At 67.2% G+C, this 20,626-nt stretch carries 18 protein-coding genes and 1 tRNA gene; 12 read left to right on the top strand and 7 right to left on the bottom strand.

What is annotated here, in order from left to right; all coding sequences use genetic code 11:
* Window positions 1-44 precede the first annotated feature (44 nt).
* Together gspE and gspF are read left to right on the top strand one after the other, a co-directional pair.
* Window positions 45-1,520, top strand: coding sequence for a type II secretion system ATPase GspE (gspE, locus tag AC3G88_RS17515; RefSeq protein WP_488893691.1), 1,476 nt, complete (start codon window positions 45-47; stop codon window positions 1,518-1,520).
* Between the two features lie 15 nt (window positions 1,521-1,535).
* Complete coding sequence (gene gspF / locus AC3G88_RS17510) at window positions 1,536-2,753, top strand: type II secretion system inner membrane protein GspF (RefSeq protein ID WP_488893655.1); 1,218 nt, start codon at window positions 1,536-1,538, stop codon at window positions 2,751-2,753.
* A 106-nt stretch (window positions 2,754-2,859) separates the two neighbouring features.
* On the opposite strand, the gene AC3G88_RS17505 is transcribed toward gspF, so the two are convergent.
* A complete protein-coding gene (locus AC3G88_RS17505) occupies window positions 2,860-4,239 on the bottom strand; it encodes an NYN domain-containing protein (RefSeq protein ID WP_488893654.1) in 1,380 nt (459 codons plus the stop codon).
* A gap of 323 nt (window positions 4,240-4,562) precedes the next feature.
* Between AC3G88_RS17505 and AC3G88_RS17500 the strand changes: the two genes are divergently transcribed.
* The 6 genes from AC3G88_RS17500 to AC3G88_RS17475 all read left to right on the top strand — a co-directional run bounded on the left by AC3G88_RS17500 (window position 4,563) and on the right by AC3G88_RS17475 (window position 12,180).
* Window positions 4,563-8,156 (top strand): indolepyruvate ferredoxin oxidoreductase family protein, encoded by a 3,594-nt coding sequence (locus tag AC3G88_RS17500; protein ID WP_488771819.1) that lies wholly within the window; start codon window positions 4,563-4,565, stop codon window positions 8,154-8,156.
* Between the two features lie 126 nt (window positions 8,157-8,282).
* On the top strand, window positions 8,283-8,702 hold the full coding sequence (locus AC3G88_RS17495) for a GNAT family acetyltransferase (RefSeq protein WP_488771818.1): 420 nt from the start codon (window positions 8,283-8,285) through the stop codon (window positions 8,700-8,702).
* A gap of 35 nt (window positions 8,703-8,737) precedes the next feature.
* Window positions 8,738-9,088 (top strand): GFA family protein, encoded by a 351-nt coding sequence (locus AC3G88_RS17490; RefSeq protein ID WP_400395201.1) that lies wholly within the window; start codon window positions 8,738-8,740, stop codon window positions 9,086-9,088.
* Window positions 9,089-9,110: 22 nt separating this feature from the next.
* Entirely contained in the window at window positions 9,111-9,533 is a 423-nt protein-coding gene (locus tag AC3G88_RS17485) for a VOC family protein (protein ID WP_488893653.1), read from the top strand.
* 112 nt (window positions 9,534-9,645) lie between these two features.
* Window positions 9,646-10,899 (top strand): MFS transporter, encoded by a 1,254-nt coding sequence (locus AC3G88_RS17480; protein ID WP_488893652.1) that lies wholly within the window; start codon window positions 9,646-9,648, stop codon window positions 10,897-10,899.
* Window positions 10,900-11,064: 165 nt separating this feature from the next.
* Window positions 11,065-12,180, top strand: coding sequence for an MFS transporter (locus AC3G88_RS17475; protein WP_488771871.1), 1,116 nt, complete (start codon window positions 11,065-11,067; stop codon window positions 12,178-12,180).
* A 38-nt stretch (window positions 12,181-12,218) separates the two neighbouring features.
* Here AC3G88_RS17475 and AC3G88_RS17470 read toward each other — a convergent pair whose 3' ends face one another.
* Window positions 12,219-13,109 carry a DODA-type extradiol aromatic ring-opening family dioxygenase gene (locus AC3G88_RS17470; protein WP_488893651.1) on the bottom strand — a complete coding sequence of 297 codons (891 nt, stop codon included), beginning with the start codon at window positions 13,107-13,109 and terminating at the stop codon, window positions 12,219-12,221.
* 285 nt (window positions 13,110-13,394) lie between these two features.
* On the opposite strand from AC3G88_RS17470, the gene AC3G88_RS17465 reads away from it, so the two are divergent.
* The 4 genes from AC3G88_RS17465 (at window position 13,395) to AC3G88_RS17450 (ending at window position 17,020) form a co-directional block, all read left to right on the top strand.
* Window positions 13,395-13,682, top strand: coding sequence for a hypothetical protein (locus tag AC3G88_RS17465; RefSeq protein WP_488893690.1), 288 nt, complete (start codon window positions 13,395-13,397; stop codon window positions 13,680-13,682).
* A 169-nt stretch (window positions 13,683-13,851) separates the two neighbouring features.
* The gene (locus AC3G88_RS17460) at window positions 13,852-15,162 is read left to right on the top strand and encodes an MFS transporter (RefSeq protein ID WP_092602366.1); all 1,311 of its coding nucleotides are present in this window, start codon (window positions 13,852-13,854) and stop codon (window positions 15,160-15,162) included.
* Between the two features lie 182 nt (window positions 15,163-15,344).
* On the top strand, window positions 15,345-15,968 hold the full coding sequence (locus AC3G88_RS17455; protein ID WP_153946407.1) for a DNA-3-methyladenine glycosylase I: 624 nt from the start codon (window positions 15,345-15,347) through the stop codon (window positions 15,966-15,968).
* A gap of 422 nt (window positions 15,969-16,390) precedes the next feature.
* Window positions 16,391-17,020 (top strand): LysE family translocator, encoded by a 630-nt coding sequence (locus AC3G88_RS17450; protein WP_153946406.1) that lies wholly within the window; start codon window positions 16,391-16,393, stop codon window positions 17,018-17,020.
* Here the strand turns inward: AC3G88_RS17450 and AC3G88_RS17445 are convergent.
* The 5 genes from AC3G88_RS17445 to soxB form a co-directional block, all read right to left on the bottom strand.
* On the bottom strand, window positions 17,012-17,962 hold the full coding sequence (locus AC3G88_RS17445) for a cation diffusion facilitator family transporter (RefSeq protein ID WP_488771813.1): 951 nt from the start codon (window positions 17,960-17,962) through the stop codon (window positions 17,012-17,014). The genes AC3G88_RS17450 and AC3G88_RS17445 overlap by 9 nt on opposite strands.
* Window positions 17,963-18,027: 65 nt before the next feature.
* Window positions 18,028-18,357 (bottom strand): hypothetical protein, encoded by a 330-nt coding sequence (locus AC3G88_RS17440; protein ID WP_488893650.1) that lies wholly within the window; start codon window positions 18,355-18,357, stop codon window positions 18,028-18,030.
* Window positions 18,342-18,524 (bottom strand): T6SS effector amidase Tae4 family protein, encoded by a 183-nt coding sequence (locus tag AC3G88_RS17435; protein ID WP_488893689.1) that lies wholly within the window; start codon window positions 18,522-18,524, stop codon window positions 18,342-18,344. The genes AC3G88_RS17440 and AC3G88_RS17435 overlap by 16 nt, the downstream gene beginning before the upstream one ends.
* A gap of 226 nt (window positions 18,525-18,750) precedes the next feature.
* Window positions 18,751-18,826: transfer RNA gene (locus AC3G88_RS17430), tRNA-Ala, on the bottom strand.
* A 68-nt stretch (window positions 18,827-18,894) separates the two neighbouring features.
* Window positions 18,895-20,619: a thiosulfohydrolase SoxB gene (gene soxB / locus AC3G88_RS17425; RefSeq protein WP_488893649.1), complete on the bottom strand. Its 1,725-nt coding sequence runs from the start codon at window positions 20,617-20,619 to the stop codon at window positions 18,895-18,897.
* Between the last annotated feature and the right edge of the window lie 7 nt (window positions 20,620-20,626).

The following is a 20,626-nucleotide window of genomic DNA, read 5'->3' as shown; positions in this document are numbered from 1 at the left end:
CCACCGCCGCCGGAGCCGAAGCGCCTCTGGAGCCGCCGTCGCCGATGGCGGCGCGGCTCGTGCCGTATTCGTTCTCGCGCGAGGCGCCGCTGCTGATTGCGCACCAGCGCCCGGACGGGCTCGAAGTCTGGGTCAGCCGCCAGACGTCGCCCGCCGCGCTGGCCGAAGTGGCGCGCGTGCATGGCGCGCTGCACCTGCGCGTGCTGGAGCCGGCCGCGCTGGACGCGGCGATGTCGGATGCCTACAACCGCCAGGATGGCTCGGCCGCGCAGGTGGTGGGCGAGGTCGAGGGCGAGGTGGACCTGTCGCGCCTGATGCAGGACATTCCCGCCGTCGAAGACCTGCTGGAATCCGAGGACGACGCGCCGATCATCCGCATGATCAACGCGCTGCTGACCCAGGCCGCGCGCGAGCAGGCATCGGATATCCACATCGAGCCGTTCGAGTCGTCGTCCGTGGTGCGCTTCCGCGTGGACGGCACGCTGCGTGACGTGGTGCGGCCCAAGAAGGCGCTGCACGGCGCGCTGATCTCGCGGATCAAGATCATGGCGCAGCTGGACATTGCCGAGAAACGCCTGCCTCAGGACGGCCGCATCACGCTGCGCGTGGGCGGGCGCCCGGTAGATGTGCGCGTCTCGACGCTGCCCACGGGCCACGGCGAGCGCGCGGTGCTGCGTCTGCTGGACAAGGAAGCCGGCCGGCTGGACCTGGCCCGGCTGGGCATGGCACCCGAAACGCTGGCCGGTTTCGACCACCTGGTACGCCAGCCCCACGGCATCGTGCTGGTGACCGGGCCGACCGGCTCCGGCAAGACCACCACGCTCTACGCGGCGCTGTCGCGGCTCGATTCGCACACGACCAACATCATGACCGTGGAAGATCCGATCGAGTACGACCTCGACGGCATCGGCCAGACGCAGGTCAACCCGCGTATCGACATGACGTTCGGCAAGGCGTTGCGCGCCATCCTGCGCCAGGACCCGGACGTGGTGATGATCGGTGAAATCCGCGACCTGGAGACCGCGCAGATCGCGGTGCAGGCTTCGCTGACCGGCCACCTGGTGCTGGCCACGCTGCACACCAACGATTCGGCATCGGCGGTCACGCGGCTGGTGGACATGGGCATCGAGCCGTTCCTGCTGTCGTCGTCGCTGCTTGGCGTGCTGGCGCAGCGGCTGGTACGGCGCCTGTGCCCGCACTGCAAGCGCGAGGAAGTGATCGAGGTCAAGGCGACGGAGTCGGAAGCCCTGCACGCGCAGGGCAAGCCGCTGCAGCGCGTGTGGCACGCGGTGGGCTGCGACAAGTGCGGCCATTCGGGCTACCAGGGCCGGATGGGCGTCTACGAGCTGCTGACCGTCGACAACGAGATCCAGACCATGATCCATCGCCAGCAGCCGGAATCCGAGATCAAGCAGGTGGCGCTGGCCAAGGGCATGCACACGATGCGCGGCGATGCGCAACGCTGGATCGACAGCGGCGCCACCTCGCTGGAAGAGGTGCTGCGCGTGACGCGCGAATAAGCCGGGGACCGCAGCATGCCTGCCTATCGCTACGAAGCTGCCGATGCCTCTGGCCGCGCCGACCGGGGCGTCGTCGAGGCCGACAGTCCCAAGCAGGCGCGCGCCCAGTTGCGTGCGCGCGGCCTGACGCCGCTTACCGTCGATCCGCTGGCCGGTGCCGGCCTGGCCCAGCGCAGCAGCAGTACCCTTTTCGTGCGGCGACTGTCGACGCAGGAGCAGGCGCTGTTCACCCGCCAGCTGGCCAGCCTGATCGTGTCGGGCCTGCCGCTCGACGAAGCGTTGGGCGCGCTGGCTGACCAGGCCGAGCGCCAGTACGTGCACGAGCTGCTGGCTGGCATCCGGGCCGAGGTCATGGGCGGCAGTTCGCTGTCCGTGGCGCTGGCCCAGCATCCCAAGGACTTCCCGGACATCTATCGGGCGCTGGTGTCGGCGGGCGAGCACTCGGGCCATCTGGGCGTGGTGCTGGAGCGGCTGGCCACCTATATCGAGACGCGCAACCAGCTGACGTCGAAGATCCGCCTGGCGTTCACCTATCCGGCCATCGTCACGTTCGTGGCGTTCGCCATCGTGATCTTCCTGCTGTCGTACGTGGTGCCGCAGGTGGTCAGCGTGTTCGCCAACACCAAGCAGAAGCTGCCCATGCTGACCATCATCATGCTGTGGCTGTCCGATTTCGTGCGCAACTGGTGGTGGGCCGCGGTGGCCGTGATCGCGGTGATTTCGGCGATCATCCGCAGCCTGCTGAAGCAGCCCGACATCAAGCTGTCTTGGCATCGCTGGCTGCTGACCGCGCCGCTGGTGGGCAAGCTGATTCGCGGCTACAACACCGCGCGCTTTGCCAGCACGCTGGCCATCCTGGTGTCGGCCGGGGTGCCGATCCTGCGCAGCCTGCAGGCGGCAGGCGAAACGCTGACGAACGTGGCGCTCAAGAACAACGTCGACGACGCCACCACGCGCGTGCGCGAAGGCGCGTCGCTGGCCCGCGCGCTGGCCGCGCAGAACCAGTTTCCGCCGGTGCTGGTGCACCTGATCCGATCCGGTGAAGCCACGGGCAACCTGCCCATCATGCTGGAGCGCGCCGCCATCGGCGAAGGGCAGGAACTGGAGCGCCGCACGCTGTTCCTGACCAGCCTGCTGGAGCCGCTGCTGATCCTGACGATGGGGGTGGTGGTGCTGCTCATCGTGCTGGCGGTGCTGATGCCGATCATCGAGATCAATCAGCTGGTGCGGTAAAGCGGTAGCCGTTCACGCTCCCTGGCCCTCTCCCCCCAACCCCTCTCCCGCATGGCGGGAGAGGGGTTGGGGGGAGAGGGCCCGGCGCCTGCGGGCCGGCTAACGCTTATTCCGCAGCCTTGGCCGCCTTCTTCGCCGGCGCACCCTTGCGTGGGGTGGCCTTCTTTGCGGCGGGCTTCCGCTTGGCGGGTGCCTTGGTCTCCGTTTCGGCTTCGGGCGACGATGCCTCGGCGACATCGGCGGCAGGCTCGGCCGATGCCGCCGGCACTGCCTCCGTCACCTGCGCCGCCAGGACCGTCGTACCCGGTGCGGCGAATACCGACTGATCGATCGGCCATGGCGTTTCGCTGAGCGTCACGTCCGGACGCCGGGAACGCCTGCCGCGCGGTGCCGGCATCTCATCGGCGGCTTCCACGGTCTCGGGGATCAGCGTCGAGGCCGAGCCGGCTGCCTCGTCGTCTGCCGACAGCGCAGGCGCGGGTTCAGGAAGGGCTTCCATGTCCACCACCGGCGCGGGCGTTTCCACCGGGGGGACCGGCTGTGCCACGGTCTGCGTGGGAATGGGTGCGGGTGCCGGCTTCACCGGGGCCGGGCGCTGGGCCTGGGGTTGCGGCTGCGCCTGCTGCGGCTGGCCACCCTGCTGGGCCTGGCCACCCTGCTGGGCCTGGCCACCCTGCTGGGCCTGGCCACCCTGCTGGCCGCCTTGGCCGCCCTCGCCCTTGCCGCGCTTCTTCAGCCGCACCCAGATCGTCTTGTTGTTGCCGCCGTTGCGGGCTTCCACTTCGAACAGGTTGGTCGCGGCAACCAGCTCCGACAGCTTGCCGTAGCCGTAGTTGCGCGAATCGAACTCGGGGGCCTGCTTGGCGATGTAGTTGCCGATGCCGCCGAGCGTGGACCAGCCGTCCTCGTCCGATACGGCCTGCGATGCGCTCTGCAGCAGCCGCACAAGGCGCGAGTCCTGCCGCAGCTCCTGCGAACTGCGGCGGCGCGTCGGTGCCGTGCCGGTGTCGGTGTCGGCATCGGCGTCCGTGTCGGCATCGCCGCGCAGCACGTCCGCGTAGATGAACTTGTCGCAGGCGGTGACAAACGGCTTGGGCGTCTTGCGCTCGCCGAAGCCGTAGACGGTCAGGCCCTGCTCGCGGATGCGCGACGCCAGGCGGGTGAAGTCGCTGTCGCTCGACACGATGCAGAACCCATCGAAACGGCCCGTGTAGAGCAGGTCCATGGCGTCGATGATCATGGCGCTGTCGGTGGCGTTCTTGCCCACCGTGTAGCGGAACTGCTGGATCGGCTGGATCGAATGGGCCAGCAGGCGGTCCTTCCAGCCCGACAGGTTTGGGCGCGTCCAGTCGCCGTAGATACGTTTGACGGCGGCCACGCCGTACTTGGCCACTTCGGCCAGCAGGCCTTCGACGATGGCGGGCGCCGCATTGTCGGCGTCGATCAGCACGGCCAGGGTAGCGCCCTGGCGGGGGGAATTGGTCATGTTCGGTTCTTCTGGTGGGGCCGGGTTGCACCATGGCGGCGCCCCCGGCGTGTGGCGCGCAGACATCATCGATCTTACGCGCGCGCCATTTGGATGCACCGCAGTGTACACGTGCAGCATAGGCGTATACGGGAAAGCACGGGGGTATCTGGCGCGTTTTATGCTGCATCGCACGGTACCGCGGCCTGCACGCCGGTGCTACCATGCCGCGCAGAGACACGGCCGCCCGACGCCTCCACAAGAGACCACGGTCGGCTGCCCATCAATGATGTGTCGGTGATCCCGACAGCATGCCCCACGCAGGGCCCCAAAGAGGAGCACATATGAATGCCCCCCTGACCCCACCGGTCAGCGACGCCATCCGCCGCGCGCTCGAAAACGTTTCCCTCGAAGACAAGTACACGCTGGAGCGAGGCCGCATCTACATCAGCGGCACGCAGGCCCTGGTACGTCTGCCGATGCTGCAGCAGGAACGCGACCGCGCCGCCGGCCTGAATACCGCCGGCTTCATTTCCGGCTATCGCGGTTCCCCGCTCGGCGCACTCGACCAGTCGCTCTGGAAGGCCAAGAAGCACCTGGCGGCGCACAACGTCGTGTTCCAGGCCGGGCTGAACGAAGACCTGGCCGCCACGGCGGTCTGGGGCTCGCAGCAGGTCAACATGTATCCGGACGCCAAGTTCGATGGCGTGTTCGGCATGTGGTACGGCAAGGGCCCCGGCGTCGATCGCACCGGCGACGTCTTCAAGCATGCCAACTCGGCCGGTTCCAGCAAGCACGGTGGCGTACTGGTGCTGGCCGGCGACGACCACTCGGCCAAGTCCTCGACGCTGGCGCACCAGTCCGAGCACATCTTCAAGGCCTGCGGCCTGCCCGTGCTCTACCCGTCCAACGTGCAGGAATACCTGGACTACGGCCTGCACGCCTGGGCCATGAGCCGCTACTCGGGCCTGTGGGTGGCCATGAAGTGCGTGACCGACGTGGTGGAATCGTCCGCCTCGGTCGAACTCGATCCGCACCGCGTGCAGATCGTGCTGCCCGACGACTTCATCCTGCCGCAGGGCGGGCTCAATATCCGCTGGCCCGATCCGCCGCTGGAGCAGGAAGCCCGGCTGCTGGACTTCAAGTGGTACGCCGGCCTGGCCTACGTGCGGGCCAACAAGATCGACCGAATCGAGATCGATTCACCGCACGCGCGCTTCGGCATCATGACCGCGGGCAAGGCCTACCTCGACACGCGCCAGGCGCTGTCCGACCTGGGCCTCGACGACGCCACCTGCGCCCAGCTGGGCATCCGGCTGTACAAGGTGGGCTGCGTCTGGCCGCTGGAAGCCCACGGCGCGCGTGCGTTTGCCGAAGGCCTGCAGGAAATCCTGGTGGTCGAAGAAAAGCGCCAGATCATGGAGTACGCGCTCAAGGAAGAGCTGTACAACTGGCGCGACGACGTGCGCCCCAAGGTCTACGGCAAGTTCGACGAAAAGGACAACGCGGGCGGCGAATGGTCGATCCCGCAGAACAACTGGCTGCTGCCGGCGCACTATGAACTGTCGCCGGCGATCATCGCCAAGGCCATCGCCACGCGCCTCGAAAAGTTCGACCTGCCCGCCGATATCCGCGCGCGGATCGAATCGCGGCTGGCCATCATCCACGCCAAGGAGCGTGCGCTGGCCACGCCGCGCGTGACCGCCGAGCGCAAGCCGTGGTTCTGCTCGGGCTGCCCGCACAACACGTCCACCAACGTGCCCGAGGGCTCGCGCGCGCTGGCCGGCATCGGCTGCCACTACATGACGGTCTGGATGGACCGCAACACCAGCACCTTCAGCCAGATGGGCGGCGAGGGCGTGGCCTGGATCGGCCAGGCGCCGTTTGCCGGCGACCAGCACGTATTTGCCAACCTGGGCGACGGCACCTACTTCCATTCGGGCCTGCTGGCGATCCGTGCATCGATCGCGGCCGGCGTGAACATCACCTACAAGATCCTCTACAACGACGCCGTGGCCATGACCGGCGGCCAGCCGGTGGACGGCCAGCTGTCGGTGCAGGACATCGCGTTCCAGGTGGCCGCCGAAGGCGCGAAGAAGATCGTCATCGTCACGGACCAGCCCGAGAAGTACAACAGTGCGATCAAGCTGCCCGAAGGGCTGACCGTGCATCCGCGCGAACAGCTCGACACGATCCAGCGCGAACTGCGCGAGGTGCCCGGCTGCACCATCCTGATCTACGACCAGACCTGCGCCACCGAGAAGCGCCGCCGACGCAAGCGCGGCACCTTCCCCGACCCGGCACGCCGTGCGTTCATCAACGACGCCGTCTGCGAAGGCTGCGGCGACTGCTCGGTCAAGTCGAACTGCCTGTCCGTGGAGCCGCTGGAAACCGAACTGGGCACCAAGCGCCAGATCAACCAGTCGTCGTGCAACAAGGACTTCTCGTGCGTGAACGGCTTCTGCCCGAGCTTTGTCACGGCCGAAGGCGCGCAGGTGCGCAAGCCCAAGGCCAGTGGCGTGTCGATGAGCGGCCTGCCCGACCTGCCGCTGCCGGCGCTGCCGCAGATCCGACGCGCATACGGCATCCTGGTGACGGGCGTGGGCGGCACGGGCGTGGTGACGATCGGCGGTCTGCTGGGGATGGCGGCACATCTGGAAAGCAAGGGCGTGACCGTGCTGGACATGGCGGGCCTGGCGCAAAAGGGTGGCGCGGTGCTGTCGCACGTGCAGATCGCGGCCAGGCCGGACGACCTGCATGCCACGCGCATCGCCATGGGCGAGGCCGACCTGGTGATCGGCTGCGATGCCATCGTGTCGGCCACCGACGAGGTCATCTCGAAAACGCAGTCGGGCCGCACGCGCGCCGTGGTGAACACCGCGCAAACCCCGACCGCCGCATTCATCAAGGACCCGAAGTGGCAGTTCCCGGGCCTGTCGGCGGAGCAGGATATCCGCAACGCCGTGGGCGAGCAGTGCGACTTCCTCAACGCCAGCGCGCTGGCCGTGGCCTTGCTGGGCGACACGATCTACACCAACCCGCTGGTGCTGGGCTACGCGTGGCAGAAGGGCTGGATTCCGCTGACGCTCGAGGCCCTGGAGCGCGCCATCGAGCTGAACGGCGTGTCGGTCGACAAGAACAAGGCCGCCTTTGACTGGGGCCGCCATATGGCCCACGACCCGGACCGCGTGCTGTCGCTGGCCGGCAAGCTCAAGACGCAGACCGAGGGCGCCGACGTGGTGAAGCTGCCGACGTCGAGCGGCGCGCTGCTCGAAAAGCTGATCGCCAACCGCGTGGAACTGCTGACGAAGTACCAGAACGCGGCCTACGCCGAGCAGTATCGGGATGTCGTGAACCGCGTGCGCGCGGCCGAAAGCACGCTGGTGGGCGCCGGCAAGCCCCTGCCGCTGACCGAGGCGGCGGCGCGCAACCTGGCCAAGCTGATGGCCTACAAGGACGAGTACGAGGTGGCGCGGCTGTACACCGACCCGATCTTCCTCGACAAGCTGCGCGCGCAGTTCGAAGGCGAACCGGGCCGCGACTACCAGCTGAATTTCTGGCTGGCGCCGCCGACCACGGCCAAGCGCGACGACAAGGGCAACCTGGTCAAGCGCCGCTTCGGCCCGTCGACCATGACGCTGTTCCGCATCCTGGCCAAGCTCAAGGGCCTGCGCGGCGGTGCGCTCGACATCTTCGGCAAGACCGAGGAACGCCGCACCGAACGCGCGCTGATCGGCGAATACCGCGCGCTGCTGGACGAGCTGTCGAAGGGCCTCACGGCCGCCAACCACGGCACCGCCGTGGAGCTGGCCAACGTGCCCGACGACATCCGCGGCTTCGGCCACGTGAAGGACAACAACCTCAAGGCCGCGCGCGGCAAGTGGGAGCGCCTGCTGAAGCTGTTCCGCGATCCGCAGGCAGGGCAGCAGGCGGCGTAACCGATCGTCGGGCGGCCTGGTCCCCCCGCCCGCCGAGGCGGGAGAGGGGCCGGGGGAGAGCGCGGCCCTTTCAACATCCGATCGGTCATGGCTACACTGGGAACCCGTATGACTCCCAGCCGCCCCATGCAACTCCGCCCCTACCGCCCCGCCGATGAAACCGCCGTTGTCGGCCTGTGGAAAGCCTGCGGCCTGACCCGGCCGTGGAACGATCCGCACAAGGACATCGCGCGCAAGCTGACCACCCAGCCCGAGCTGTTCCGCGTGGGCGAAGTGGACGGCCAACTGGTGGCCACGGCGATGATCGGCTACGACGGCCACCGCGGCTGGGTCTACTACCTGGCCGTGCATCCCGAGTTCCAGGGCCGCGGCTACGGGCGTATGCTGATGGCGCACGCCGAGGCCCTGCTGATCGAGCGCGGCTGCCCGAAGATCAACCTGCTGGTGCGCGAGACCAACGACGCCGTGCTGGCGTTCTACGACCGGCTCGGCTATGGCCGCGATGCGGCGGTCAGTCTGGGCAAGCGGCTGATCCCGGACCAGTGACCGTCAATAGCCAGACACGGCAAACCGGAGACACCATGACCACGTATCAGGGAAGCTGCCACTGCGGCCGCGTCGCCTTCGAGGCCGACGGCGAGCTCACGCAGGTACTGCAATGCAACTGCACGATGTGCCGCCGGCGCGGCCACCTGCTCTGGTTCGTGCCCAAGGCGAACTTCCGGCTGAAGACGCCCGACGCGAACGCGTCGACCTACCGCTTCAACACGATGAAGATCGCCCACCGCTTCTGCCCCACCTGCGGCGTCGGGCCATACTCCGAGGCCACCGACCCGCAGGGCAACCCCACCGCCGCCGTGAACGCGCGCTGCCTGGACGGCGTGGACCTGGCCAGCCTCAAGGTGATCGAGTACGACGGGCTGCACAAGTAGCCACGCACGGGACTGACGCGCCATGTTCGCGATCCGGGGTATCGACCACCTGGTGTTGCGCACCGCCGACGTCGCGCGGCTGGTGCGTTTCTATGTCGATGTGCTGGGCTGCTCGGTGGAAAAAGAACAGCCCGCCTTTGGCCTCACCCAGTTGCGGGCCGGCGGCAGCCTGATCGACCTGGTGTCGCTGGACGGGCCCATCGGCCAGGCCGGCGGCGCAGGGCCGGGTACGGAAGGCCGCAATCTTGACCATTTCTGCCTGCGTATCGATCCGTTTGATACTGATTCCGTTTTTCAGCACCTGAGTATTCATCATGTCGATGCCGGCCCGGTACAACGCCGTTATGGCGCCGAAGGCGAGGGTCCGTCGATCTACGTGAAGGACCCCGATGGCAACACGGTCGAACTGAAGGGCCCGCCGGACGGCGCCGGTTTTGGCGGCTGACCCCTTGATACCCCCCGGCGTGCGCCTTCCCTCACCCGTGGCTGCGCCGATACAATTTCCGCTCCACTGACCGCACCGCCACCGGCGCCCCCCCAATCGCGCCGGGCGCGCCATGACTGCTTCCGCCGCCCCCGATTCCACCGCAGCCCCGGCCCAGCTATCGCCTCGCCAGATCGTCTGGACCCTCGGCATCACCGAGATCATCAGCTGGGGCACGCTGTACTTCACGTTCACCGTCTTCATCGGCCCGATGAACGACTCGCTGGGCTACGGCAAGCCGTTCCTGGCCGGCGGTTTCTCGCTGGGACTGCTGGTGTGGGCGATGTGCTCGTTCGCGGTGGGCCGCCTGCTCGACCGTGTGCCGGCGCGCAAGGTGATGGGCATCGGGTCGGTGCTGGCCACCATCGGGCTGCTGCTGTGGGCCTGGTGCCCGTCGCCGGCGCTGTTCCTGCTGATGTGGCTGCCGCTGGGGCTGGCCATGGCGTCCACGCTCTACGAACCGGCCTTCGTGGTACTGCGGCAGGCGTTCGGCGATGGCTACCAGAAGCCGATCGTCCAGGTGACGCTGTTCGCCGGCTTTGCCAGCACCATCTTCATTCCGATCGGGCAGTGGCTGGTGCTGCATCTGGGCTGGCGCGAGACGCTGGTCATCTTCGCGGCGCTGAACCTGTTTGTCTGCGCGCCGCTGCACGCCCGGCTGCGCTACGCGGTGCACCCCAGCTATTCCCATACCGGCGCACACACCAGCACCCCGCTGGCCGCCGCGTCGCCCAGCATCACGCGCACCACGCTGCGCCAGCCCGTCTTCTGGGCCGTGGTACTGGCTTTCACGGCCACCGCCGTGATCGCATCGCTGCTGGGCGCCCACCTGATTCCGATGCTGACCGAAAAGGGCCTGCCGGTGGGCCAGCAGCTGGTCGTGGCGGCGCTGATCGGGCCGGCACAGGTGGCGGGCCGTCTGGCCATGGCGCGGTTGCCCATCGATCACCCGGTGCGGCTGTCGATGCCGGTGTATATCGTCATGAGCCTGGGCCTGCTGTGCCTGACGCTCGGCGACGGCTACTGGCTGATGGTGGCGGCGGTGTGCTATGGATGCGCCAACGGCGTCAACACCATGCTGCGCGCGATGGCCATGCCCGAGTTGATCTCGCGTCATCACTATGCAACGCTGAACGGGCTGATGATGACCCCGGTGTTGCTGATGCAAGCCGCCGCGCCGTGGATTGGCGCCCTGCTCTGGCGCGTGGCCGGCGGCTACTGGCTGATGCTGTGGGTCATGGTGGCGCTGGCCATCGGTGCCCTGGCCGCATTTGCCTTCGCCCTGCACCAGCGCGGCCTGCTGCGGCCTGGCGCCGCGCCGGCCTGAGTGTTTCCGATCCGTGCCTCGCCGTGCCTCATTGTCCCGGCCGTACCCGGCCGTACCCGGTTGTCCTGATTCCTGATGTCTGATTATTCGATCGAAACGTCTTCGCCCTCCGTCTCCGTTCCCGCCCCGTCCCCGTCGGCCGTCTCGCGCGCCACGCGCGGCACCATGGCGCTGTTCTTTGCCAATGGCGCCACGTTTGCCACCTGGGGGGTCCACATTCCCACCATCAAGGCCCGCTTCGGGCTGTCCGACGCCATGCTGTCGCTGGCCATGCTGGCCGTGGCCGGCGGGGCGATCCTGGTGATGGGGCCGGTGGGCCGCTGGGTGGGCAAGATGGGCAGCGCCCGGGCGTCGATGCTGGGCGGGGTCGCGTTTGCCTGCATGACGCTGATGATCCTGACCATGCCCAGCTTTGCGCTGCTGCTGCCCGCCCTGCTGGTATTCGGCATGGCCAATGCGATGTTCGATGTCGGGATGAACGCGCAGGCCGCCACCGTGGAGGCCAGCCGCAGCACGCGGCCCGTGATGTCGGCGCTGCACGGCATGTTCAGCCTGGGCGGCATGATCGGCGCCGCATTCGGCGGGCTGATGCTGAGCCTGCAGGTGCCGCCGCTGCTGCACACGGCGCTGATCGCGGCCATGACGGCGGCCGTGGCGCTGGGCACGCATCGCGGGCTGCTGGCCGACCATCCGGTGCTGCCCACGGCCGAGCATCACAAGGACCACGCCACGCGCGGCCTGTGGCTGCTGGGCCTGATGGCGTTTCTGGGGCTGGTGGGCGAAGGGGCGATGTACGACTGGACCACGGTCTACATGCGCGAGGTCACCGAGGCGCCGCTGGCATGGATCAGTTTCGGCTACGCGGCCTTTTCGGGCGGCATGGCCTGCGGCCGCTTCGGCGGCGACCGCCTGCGGGCCCGTTTTGGCGATGCCCGCACGCTGACCGGCAGCGCCTGGCTGGGCTTTGCCGGTATCGCACTGGCCATTGCCGTGCCCTGGCCGCTGGCCGCGCTGATCGGCTTCAGCCTGATGGGCCTGGGCGCCGCCAACATGGTGCCGATCTTCTTCGTGGCGGCGTCGCGCCTGCCTGGCGTGACCGCTGCCGAAGCCATCGCGCGCGTGGCACGCTTTGCCTACGTGGGCCTGCTGCTGGGCCCCGTGATGATCGGCGGCGTGGCGCACCTGGCCAGCCTGCGCATCGGCATCGCCGTGGTGGCGCTGACGATGGGCTATATCGCGCTGTTCGGCGCGCGGTCGGTGCGGCGCTATCTGACGACCTGACCGGCGCCAGCGCGGGTCCGGCCGGGATCAGGCAGCCATCAGGCCGCCTTGGGCAGCGGTGCGTGGCCGGTGCCGATGCCGTCGAACACGAAGGTGTCCATGGCCAGCACGCCGTACGTGACTTCGTCGGCCACACGGGCCACGCTGGCGTCCGTGCCTGCCGTCGCGTCCGGGCCGATGGCCGCACCCAGCGTCACGTAGAACGGCAGCAGGTGCTCGTCGGTCGGATGGGCCCGGCGCGCAAATGGCGCCTGGGTGCGGTAGTCGGCAATCCGGCTCACGTCGCCGGTGGCCAGCGCATCGTTCAGCGCATCGGCCATCCAGTCACGGAAGGCGTCCACATAGGGCTCGGTCTCCGGGCCATGCTGCGCCTTGCGGGCGCCGCCGCCAAACACTTCCTGCAGGTTATGGGTGAAGCTGCCCGATCCGATCACCAGCACGCCTTCGGCGCGCAGCGGCGCCAGCGCGCGGCCGATCTCGATCTGGGTCGCCGGGCTCAGGTATGGGTTGAAGGCCAGCTGCACCACCGGCACATCGGCATCGGGGAAAAAATGGCGCAGCGGCATCCAGGCGCCGTGGTCGAGGGGACGTTCCTCGTCTTCCGCCACGAATCCGGCGCCCGGAATGGCGGCGGCCTCGATCAGCGATTTCACGCGCGCGGCCAGGTCGGGCGATCCCGGGGCGTCGTAGCGCAGCGCGTACAGCTCGCGCGGAAAACCGCCGAAGTCGTGCCAGGCTTCCTGGCGCGCGCGCGTGCTGACGGCCAGCGTGCTGTAGATCCAGTGGGCGGAAATCACCAGCACGGCCTTCGGTTTCAACGCGCGCAGGCGCACGCCAAGCGCGTCGAACGCGGCGCCGGTGGGGCCGGGATCGATCGCCAGCATCGGCGATCCGTGTGACACATAGATGGCGGGCAAGAGGGTAGTCATGGCGTCGGGCCGGTAAGCGGAGGTATCCAATGGATGCAGTCTGGCAAAGATGTCACGCCGTGACACATGGCTTTTGCGGACAAGTCCTGCAAAAAACTTGAAGGTCCGGCGCCCCGTGCATGCTGGGCGTTGGATACCGCACACACCCCGCGCGGTTTCCCCAAACACCGACAGCGGCCGTAGCACGAATCGGCCTATGATGTGCTCCAGAGATGCGGCTCACGCATCCGCCGGAGAAAGCCCGTGTCAAAGCGTTTCGATCCCCTGCACGCCCTGCCCCACGCGCTGTGGTGGCAGCCCGGCGTTTACGGCAGCGGCCCGGCCGTGCTGCTCTGGATCGTCGCGCGCTTGCCGGCCGAGATGCTGGCCGACGTGTTCGGCACGCCGCTGGCGCCGGCCCTGCTCAACCATGCCGGCGACACCGTCTTCGTCATTGGCTGGCTCTCGAGCGCCGCCTGGCTGTGGTTCACGCGCAAGCGCCCGTTGCCGGCCCGCGACATGACCCCGCTAGACCTGACCGCGCCCACCCAGACGCCCCACACGCCCAACCATCAGGGGCACGGCGCCGGCTAGGGCCGTCGCGGTTCGGGAGCCTGGGCAACAGGTGATGCATCGACAACCTTTGTCGGAACATCCGTATGACAAATCGATGTAAGGAATCGCTTAAGATGCTGGCTTGCGTCACCGCCGGGGCACACTGGCGGGGGCATCCACCGGTTCCTTCATCGTTGTAGCCAGCCTTATGTCCGTTACTGCAGCATCCGCCAACGACCTGTCCAAAGCCACCCGACGGCGCGCGATCATCGCCGCCACCATCGGCAATGGCCTGGAATGGTTCGATTTCACCGTCTACAGCTTCTTCGCGGTCATCATCGCCAAGCTGTTCTTCCCCACCGGCAACGACCTGACATCGTTCCTGCTGACCGTGGCCACGTTCGGCGTGGGCTTCTTCATGCGCCCGGTGGGCGCCATCGTGCTGGGCGTCTACGCCGACCGCGTGGGCCGCAAGGCCGCGCTGACGCTGACCATCCTGCTGATGGCGCTGGGTACGGCCATCATCGGCCTGGCCCCCACCTATGCATCGATCGGCCTCTGGGCACCGGCGCTGATCGTGCTGGCCCGCCTGATCCAGGGTTTTTCGGCCGGCGGCGAAGTGGGCGGCGCCACGGCGTTCCTGATCGAGCATGCGCCCGACGAGGAGCGCGGCGCCTACGCCAGCTGGCAGCAGGCCAGCCAGGGCATTTCGTTCATGCTGGGCGCCGCCATGGGCGCGCTGGTCACCAACGGCCTGGACCAGGCCCAGATCGACGCGTGGGGCTGGCGCATCCCGTTCCTGTTTGGCCTGCTGATCGGCCCGGTGGGCATGTACATCCGGTCGCACCTGGAAGAGCCGCCCGAGTTCGAGCAGCGCCAGGCCGAGCGTCGCGCCAACAATGTGAAGTTCTCGCCGCTGTCGCAGGTGCTGCGCGACCACCCGCGCGAAGTGCTGGCCGGCCTGGGCGTGACTATCCTGTGGACGGTCTGCACCTATGTGCTGGTGTTCTACATGCCGTCGTACGCGAAGCAGCAGCTGGGTCTGCCGCTGGGTGCGACGTTCCAGTCCACCGCCATCTGCGGCGCCATCATCCTGGTGCTGTGCCCGCTGATGGGCATGCTGTCCGACCGCGTGGGCCGCAAGCGCATGCTGAGCGTGGTGGCGCTGGCCATCCTGGTGCTGGCCTACCCGCTGTTCCACTGGCTCAACGTGTCGCCGACCACCGCCACGCTGCTGCAGGTGCAGATCGTGCTGGGCATCCTGCTGGCCGCCTTCACGGGCCCCGCGCCGGCCGTGCTGGCCGAGCAGTTCCCGACCGAAGTGCGCTCCACCGGCCTGTCGCTGGCCTACAACTTCGCCGTGACGATCTTCGGCGGCTTCGCCCCGCTGATCGTGACGTGGCTGATCGAGTCCACCCACAACAAGCTGGCCCCGGCGTACTACGTGATTGCCGCCGCGGCCATCAGCCTGGTTGCTCTGGCATTCATGCACGACCGTACGGGCAAGAAGCTGGCCTGACCCGGCAGTTTCCCCGCCGCAAGGAAGCCAACCTCCGGGTTGGCTTTTTTTCGCCCGCGATGCGCCGCCGTTTGTCAGTTGGATGTCCGGATCCGGCGGGCCGCGGTCTTTACGGCGTGGCCTTCCGGGCGCATGATCGCTGCGGCGCCCGTGTGCGCCATGGACCCAAGGAGCGAAGGCGAATGACGACGACATCCGCGCCGCAGACCCCGGTACGCTGCGGCTGGTGCGGGGATCTGGAGGACTACTGCCACTATCACGACAACGAATGGGGCTTTCCGGTGGACGACGACCGGCGCCTGTTCGAAAAGCTGTGCCTGGAAGGCTTCCAGTCCGGCCTGAGCTGGCTGACCATCCTGCGCAAGCGCGAGGCCTTCCGCAAGGCCTTCGCCAATTTCGAGATCGACAAGGTGGCGCGATTTACCGAGCGCGACGTGGAGCGGCTGCTGGGCGATGCCGGCATCGTGCGCCATCGCGGCAAGATCGAGGCCGCTATCCACAACGCGAAGTGCGCCCAGGAACTGCTGAAGACCGAGCCGTCGCTGGCGGCCTACTTCTGGAAGTTCGAGCCCGACCCGAAAAGCCGGCCGAAGACGCTGACGCCCGACGTGCTGCGCACGATGGCCATCAGTCCCGAATCGACGGCGCTGTCGAAAGATCTCAAGAAGCGCGGCTGGAAGTTTGTCGGCCCGACCACGATGTATGCGCTGATGCAGGCCATGGGGCTGGTCAACGATCACATGGACGGCTGCGCGACGCGTGCCGCGGTGCTGCGGGCGCGCAAGGCGTTCAAGGTGCCGCGCTAGGGGTCCATGGGTGGTCGGCGGGCTGCCCCGGCGCGTTTCGCGCAACGGTCCGTATACGTATACCGACATTGTTTACGTATACATAAATAGTAGTAGTAATGGTTAACACCAGTCGGCAGCCGTGGATAACCTCGCTTCTTCCTTTTAGATCAATGGGTTACAGAACAGATAACCCTATGGGAAACCGTGCGGCGCATACGTGGACGGGGGTGGGTAACCGCAGGACGACGCCGGGGCGCTGACGTATACGTGCCGGGTTGTGCGTATACGCCCCACAGCCGTCCCACAGCCGCCCCACAGGCGGCCCCCACGCCCGCCCACAGGCTTGTTCACGCGGTTATCCACAGGAAGCACGTGCATATCGGCGCGAATCGGCTCACACTGGCGCCTCGCCAATGCGGCGCCTTTCCGGAGCGCGTTCGATGGATAGCACAACTCTCTTTCTTTACCTGATTGCGGTAGCCGCTGTCATGGTCACACCGGGTCCGACGATGTTGCTGGCCCTGAGCAACGGCGCCACCCGGCCGATGCGCGTGGCGGCCTGCGGCATTGCCGGGGCCGCGCTGGCCGACCTGATCCTGATCGGCGCCGTGGGCTGTGGGCTTGGCGCGGTGCTGCAGGCATCCGAGCACCTGTTTACGGCGATCAAGTGGATCGGCGCGGCCTACCTGTTCTTCCTGGCGGTCTCGATGTGGCGAGCCCCCACGCGGGAACTGGTGGCGACGTCGGACGCCACGTCGGCCAGCGGCCGCGCGGCCTTCCTTCGCGCGCTGTTCGTGGCCCTGTCGAACCCCAAGACCATCCTGTTCACGTCGGCCTTCGTGCCGCAGTTCGTCCACGCGGACAAGCCCGTGGCCATCCAGTACGTGATCCTGGCCGTGATTGCCGCGCTGATGGATATCGTGATGATGGCGATTTACGCGTTCGGCGGCCGCCACGCGGTGCGAACGCTGTCGGCGCGGGCCGTGCAGTGGATCAACCGCGGCTGTGCCGGCATGCTGGCCTTCCTGGCCGTGGGCCTGAGCCTGTACCGGCGCAGCGACCTACGCTGACTCGGCCGGCGCCGGCTGCGTGCGTGGCACCCTGACCGGGTCCACATGCGTCATGACGTTCAGGACGTCGTCACGCTCCATCGCGCGACGGCGCGCCTCGGTGGCAATCGCATGGCCCTGCTCGACGGTCAGGTCGGCCTGGATCTCCAGGTGCACGTCGACCAGGATCATGTCCCCCATCTTGCGGGTCTTCAGGTCATGCAGGCCCAGCACGCCGGGGGTATCCAGCATCGCGTCGCGCAGGCTGGCCACCACATCCTCGTCGGCGGCGCGGTCCATCAGATCGTTCATCGCATCCCAGCCAAATCGCAGGCCCATGCGCGACACCATCAAGCCCACCACGATGGCCGCCACGGGATCGAGCACGTGATACCCGAGCAGGTTGCCGCCAATGCCCAGCGCCACCACCAGTGACGACGCCGCATCGGACCGCGCATGCCAGGCATTGGCCACCAGCATGCTCGACCTGACCCGCTCCGCCACGCGCAGCATATAACGGAACAGCCCCTCCTTGGCCGCCAGCGCCGCCAGCGCCACCCACAACGCCACCGTCTGCACCGGCTGCGCCCCGTCCGGATGCTGGATCTTGCCAACCGCCGCCCACAGCATGCCCACGCCCACCGCCAGCAGCAGCGCGCCCAGCGCCAGCGAGGCCGCCGTCTCGAACCGCTGATGCCCGTACGGATGATCGGTATCGGCCCCCTTGCGGCTGTGATGGCCGGCAAACAGCACGACAAAGTCGGAAACGAGATCGGACAGCGAATGAAGCGAATCGGCCACCAGCGCCTGAGAGCCGGCGACGACCCCAATCACGCCCTGGGCAATCGTCAGTCCAATATTGACAAAAACGCTGACCAGCGTGGACCGCCGCCCAGCCAGGTGACGGGCTTCGGCATCAAGGTTGTCGGCGCCAAGGGCGGGAGCGACGTGCGGTTCACGCATGGGTGAAGACAGAGGGTGGGCGATAGGTGGAACGGTAGCATTTCTTGGGGTTCGGCTGCGCCGTCTCATTTACCGGCCGATTCCTGCGGGTCATGTACGCGCGAATAATGATGTAGCGTTGCCCATCTGGCCCCCCCGACAATCACAACGGCAAATACGAGAAAGAAAACGGCGGATCGGCGCCAACCGATGACTAGGGCCAATGTGTAGGTCAGGAGATAACTGCACACCCCCGCGATGGCGCCGCCAACGATGAGGCCGGCCGAAAATGCGAAGCAGTCTTCGCCGCATATTGGCACCGCCTGTGCTGCAATGAGGCCGCCCAATCCGCCAAGAAGTCCGCCGGCCATGCTTCCAGCCACCAGACGGAAAAGGCCTCTCATGAGATTTGCCAAAACAGAATCCTTTTGGCATTCGCCAGATCCGAATACCAGAGGGCTCCGGCGCCTACCGTGAAGCGCATGAAGTTGGTCACGCGCCCCCGCCAGGAGACCGCTGTCAGCCGTTCACCATTCCACAGATCAATGTGATCGCCCGTCGGACTGCTTTCTCCCTTTCGCAGCCAATAGTCCTTAAAGAAAATGAGGCCAGTTTTACCCTGCGCCTTCGAAACCCAATCGATTCAAGCGAGCATTTGGACGCATTGCGCTCCAGCGAACAATCGGATCGATACGAAACTGCTCGAGCGGATGAATATCCAGTCAAGGCTGGCCTTCAGAATCTGCCCCCCAAAGCAAAACAACGCACCACATCTTTCGACGTAGTGCGTTGTTTTACAAGGAAAATCCTGGTGGACCGAAGGAGGATCGAACTCCCGACCTCTGCATTGCGAACGCAGCGCTCTCCCAGCTGAGCTATCGGCCCGTCGCGACTGATTGTAGCCGAATCGCGAGCGGCCTTTCAATCGCATCGAACCAACACTTTGGCGCTTTTCAGGTCGCCGCCATGCCGGGATTGCCGTCCATGCCGCGCACCGTGGGCAGGTTCAGTGGGCGGGCGCTAACTTCCCTGGTGGCGCGCAGCCACTGGGCCATCAGGTCCCAGATCGGGGCGCCGCCGGTCTGGCGGGCTTCCTCGGACACCGGGGCCCAGCCGGCTACCTTGTACGTCTTGCTGGCGTCCAGCGGCTGGCCGGCCAGGCGTATGTCGGTGATGCGTTTGCCGATTGGCTGGTTGGGGTCGATCGTGTATTGCAGGCCGCCCACGCGCACCATGTCGCCGCCCTGCTGGTAGTACGGATCGGGGTTGAACAGGTTGTCGGCCACGTCTTCGAGGATGGTCTTGATCGTCTCGCCGGTCATCGGCGTCACGGTGGTGTACGGGTACGTGATGGCGGTCTGGTCCATCAGGGCTTCCATCGTGATGTTCTGGCCGGGCAGCAGCGTGGTGCCCCAGCGGAAACCTGGCGAAAATGCGATCTGGGCGTCTTGCACGGCCATCAGGCCATCCAGGATCAGCTGGTCGAAGGTGCCATTGAAGTTGCCGCGCCGGTACAGCAGGCCGCGGTTCACGGCCAGCACTTCGGCCAGTTTGCTCTCGTAGGGGGCGCGCACCGTCTGGATCAGCGCGTTCATCTTCGGATCGGCCGGCAGGTAATTGGCGAAGACCGGCAGCAGCTTGTAGCGGAAGTCGGCCACCTTGCCATTGCGCACGTCGAAGTCCAGCACGCCCAGGAACTTGCCGTTGGACCCGGCATTGGTCACCAGCGTGACACCGCCGGCGTTCTTCACCGGCACCGGGGCCGGCACGCCGTCGTGGGTGTGGCCGCCCAGGATGGCGTCGAGCCCGCGCACACGCGACGCCAGCTTCAAATCGACATCCATGCCGTTGTGCGACAGCAGCACCACCACCTTGGCGCCCTTGCCGCGCACTTCGTCGATCACCTGCTGCAGGTTCTCTTCCTGGATGCCGAAGGTCCAGTCCGGCACCAGGTAGCGCGGGTTGGCGATGGGCGTGTACGGAAACGCCTGGCCGATGATGGCCACCGGCACACCATTCATCTCGCGAATCACGTAAGGATCGAAGACCGGATCGCCGAAGTCGTTGGTCTTCACGTTCTGGGCCAGGAACGCCACCTTGCCCTTGAAGTCGTTGTCGACGATCTGCTTCACGCGATCGGCGCCGAGCGTCATTTCCCAGTGCGGCGTCATCACGTCGACGCCAAGCTGCAGCGCGGCATCGACCATGTCCTGCCCCCTGGTCCACAGCGCCGTGGCCGATCCCTGCCAGGTATCGCCGCCGTCCAGCAGCAGCGCGCCGGGCCGGCTGGCCTTCATGCGCTGGATCAGCGTCGACAGATGGGCAAACCCGCCGACCTTGCCGTAGCGGCGCGCCGCTTCCGTGAAATCCAGATAGGTGAACGCATGCGCGGTGGCGCTGCCCGGGGCGATGCCGTACTGGCGCAGGAACGCGTCGCCCACCAGATGCGGCGGCTTGCCGGCCCACTCGGCCACGCCCAGGTTCACGTTCGGCTCGCGGAAATGCACGGGCCGCAACTGCGCGTGGCAATCGGTGAAGTGCAGCAGGTGGACGTTGCCGAAGCGCGGCACGTCGTAGAGCCGCGCGGCGGCCTGGGCCGCCTGGGCGTCGCCGCCAGGGAATGTCATGCCTCCGGCGCCGGCCACGGCCAGCACCTGCAGGAACTCGCGTCGGTTCATGCTGTTA

This window comes from Cupriavidus sp. 86D6 (assembly GCF_057815095.1).
This window is presented reverse-complemented; position numbering and strand designations above follow the sequence as displayed.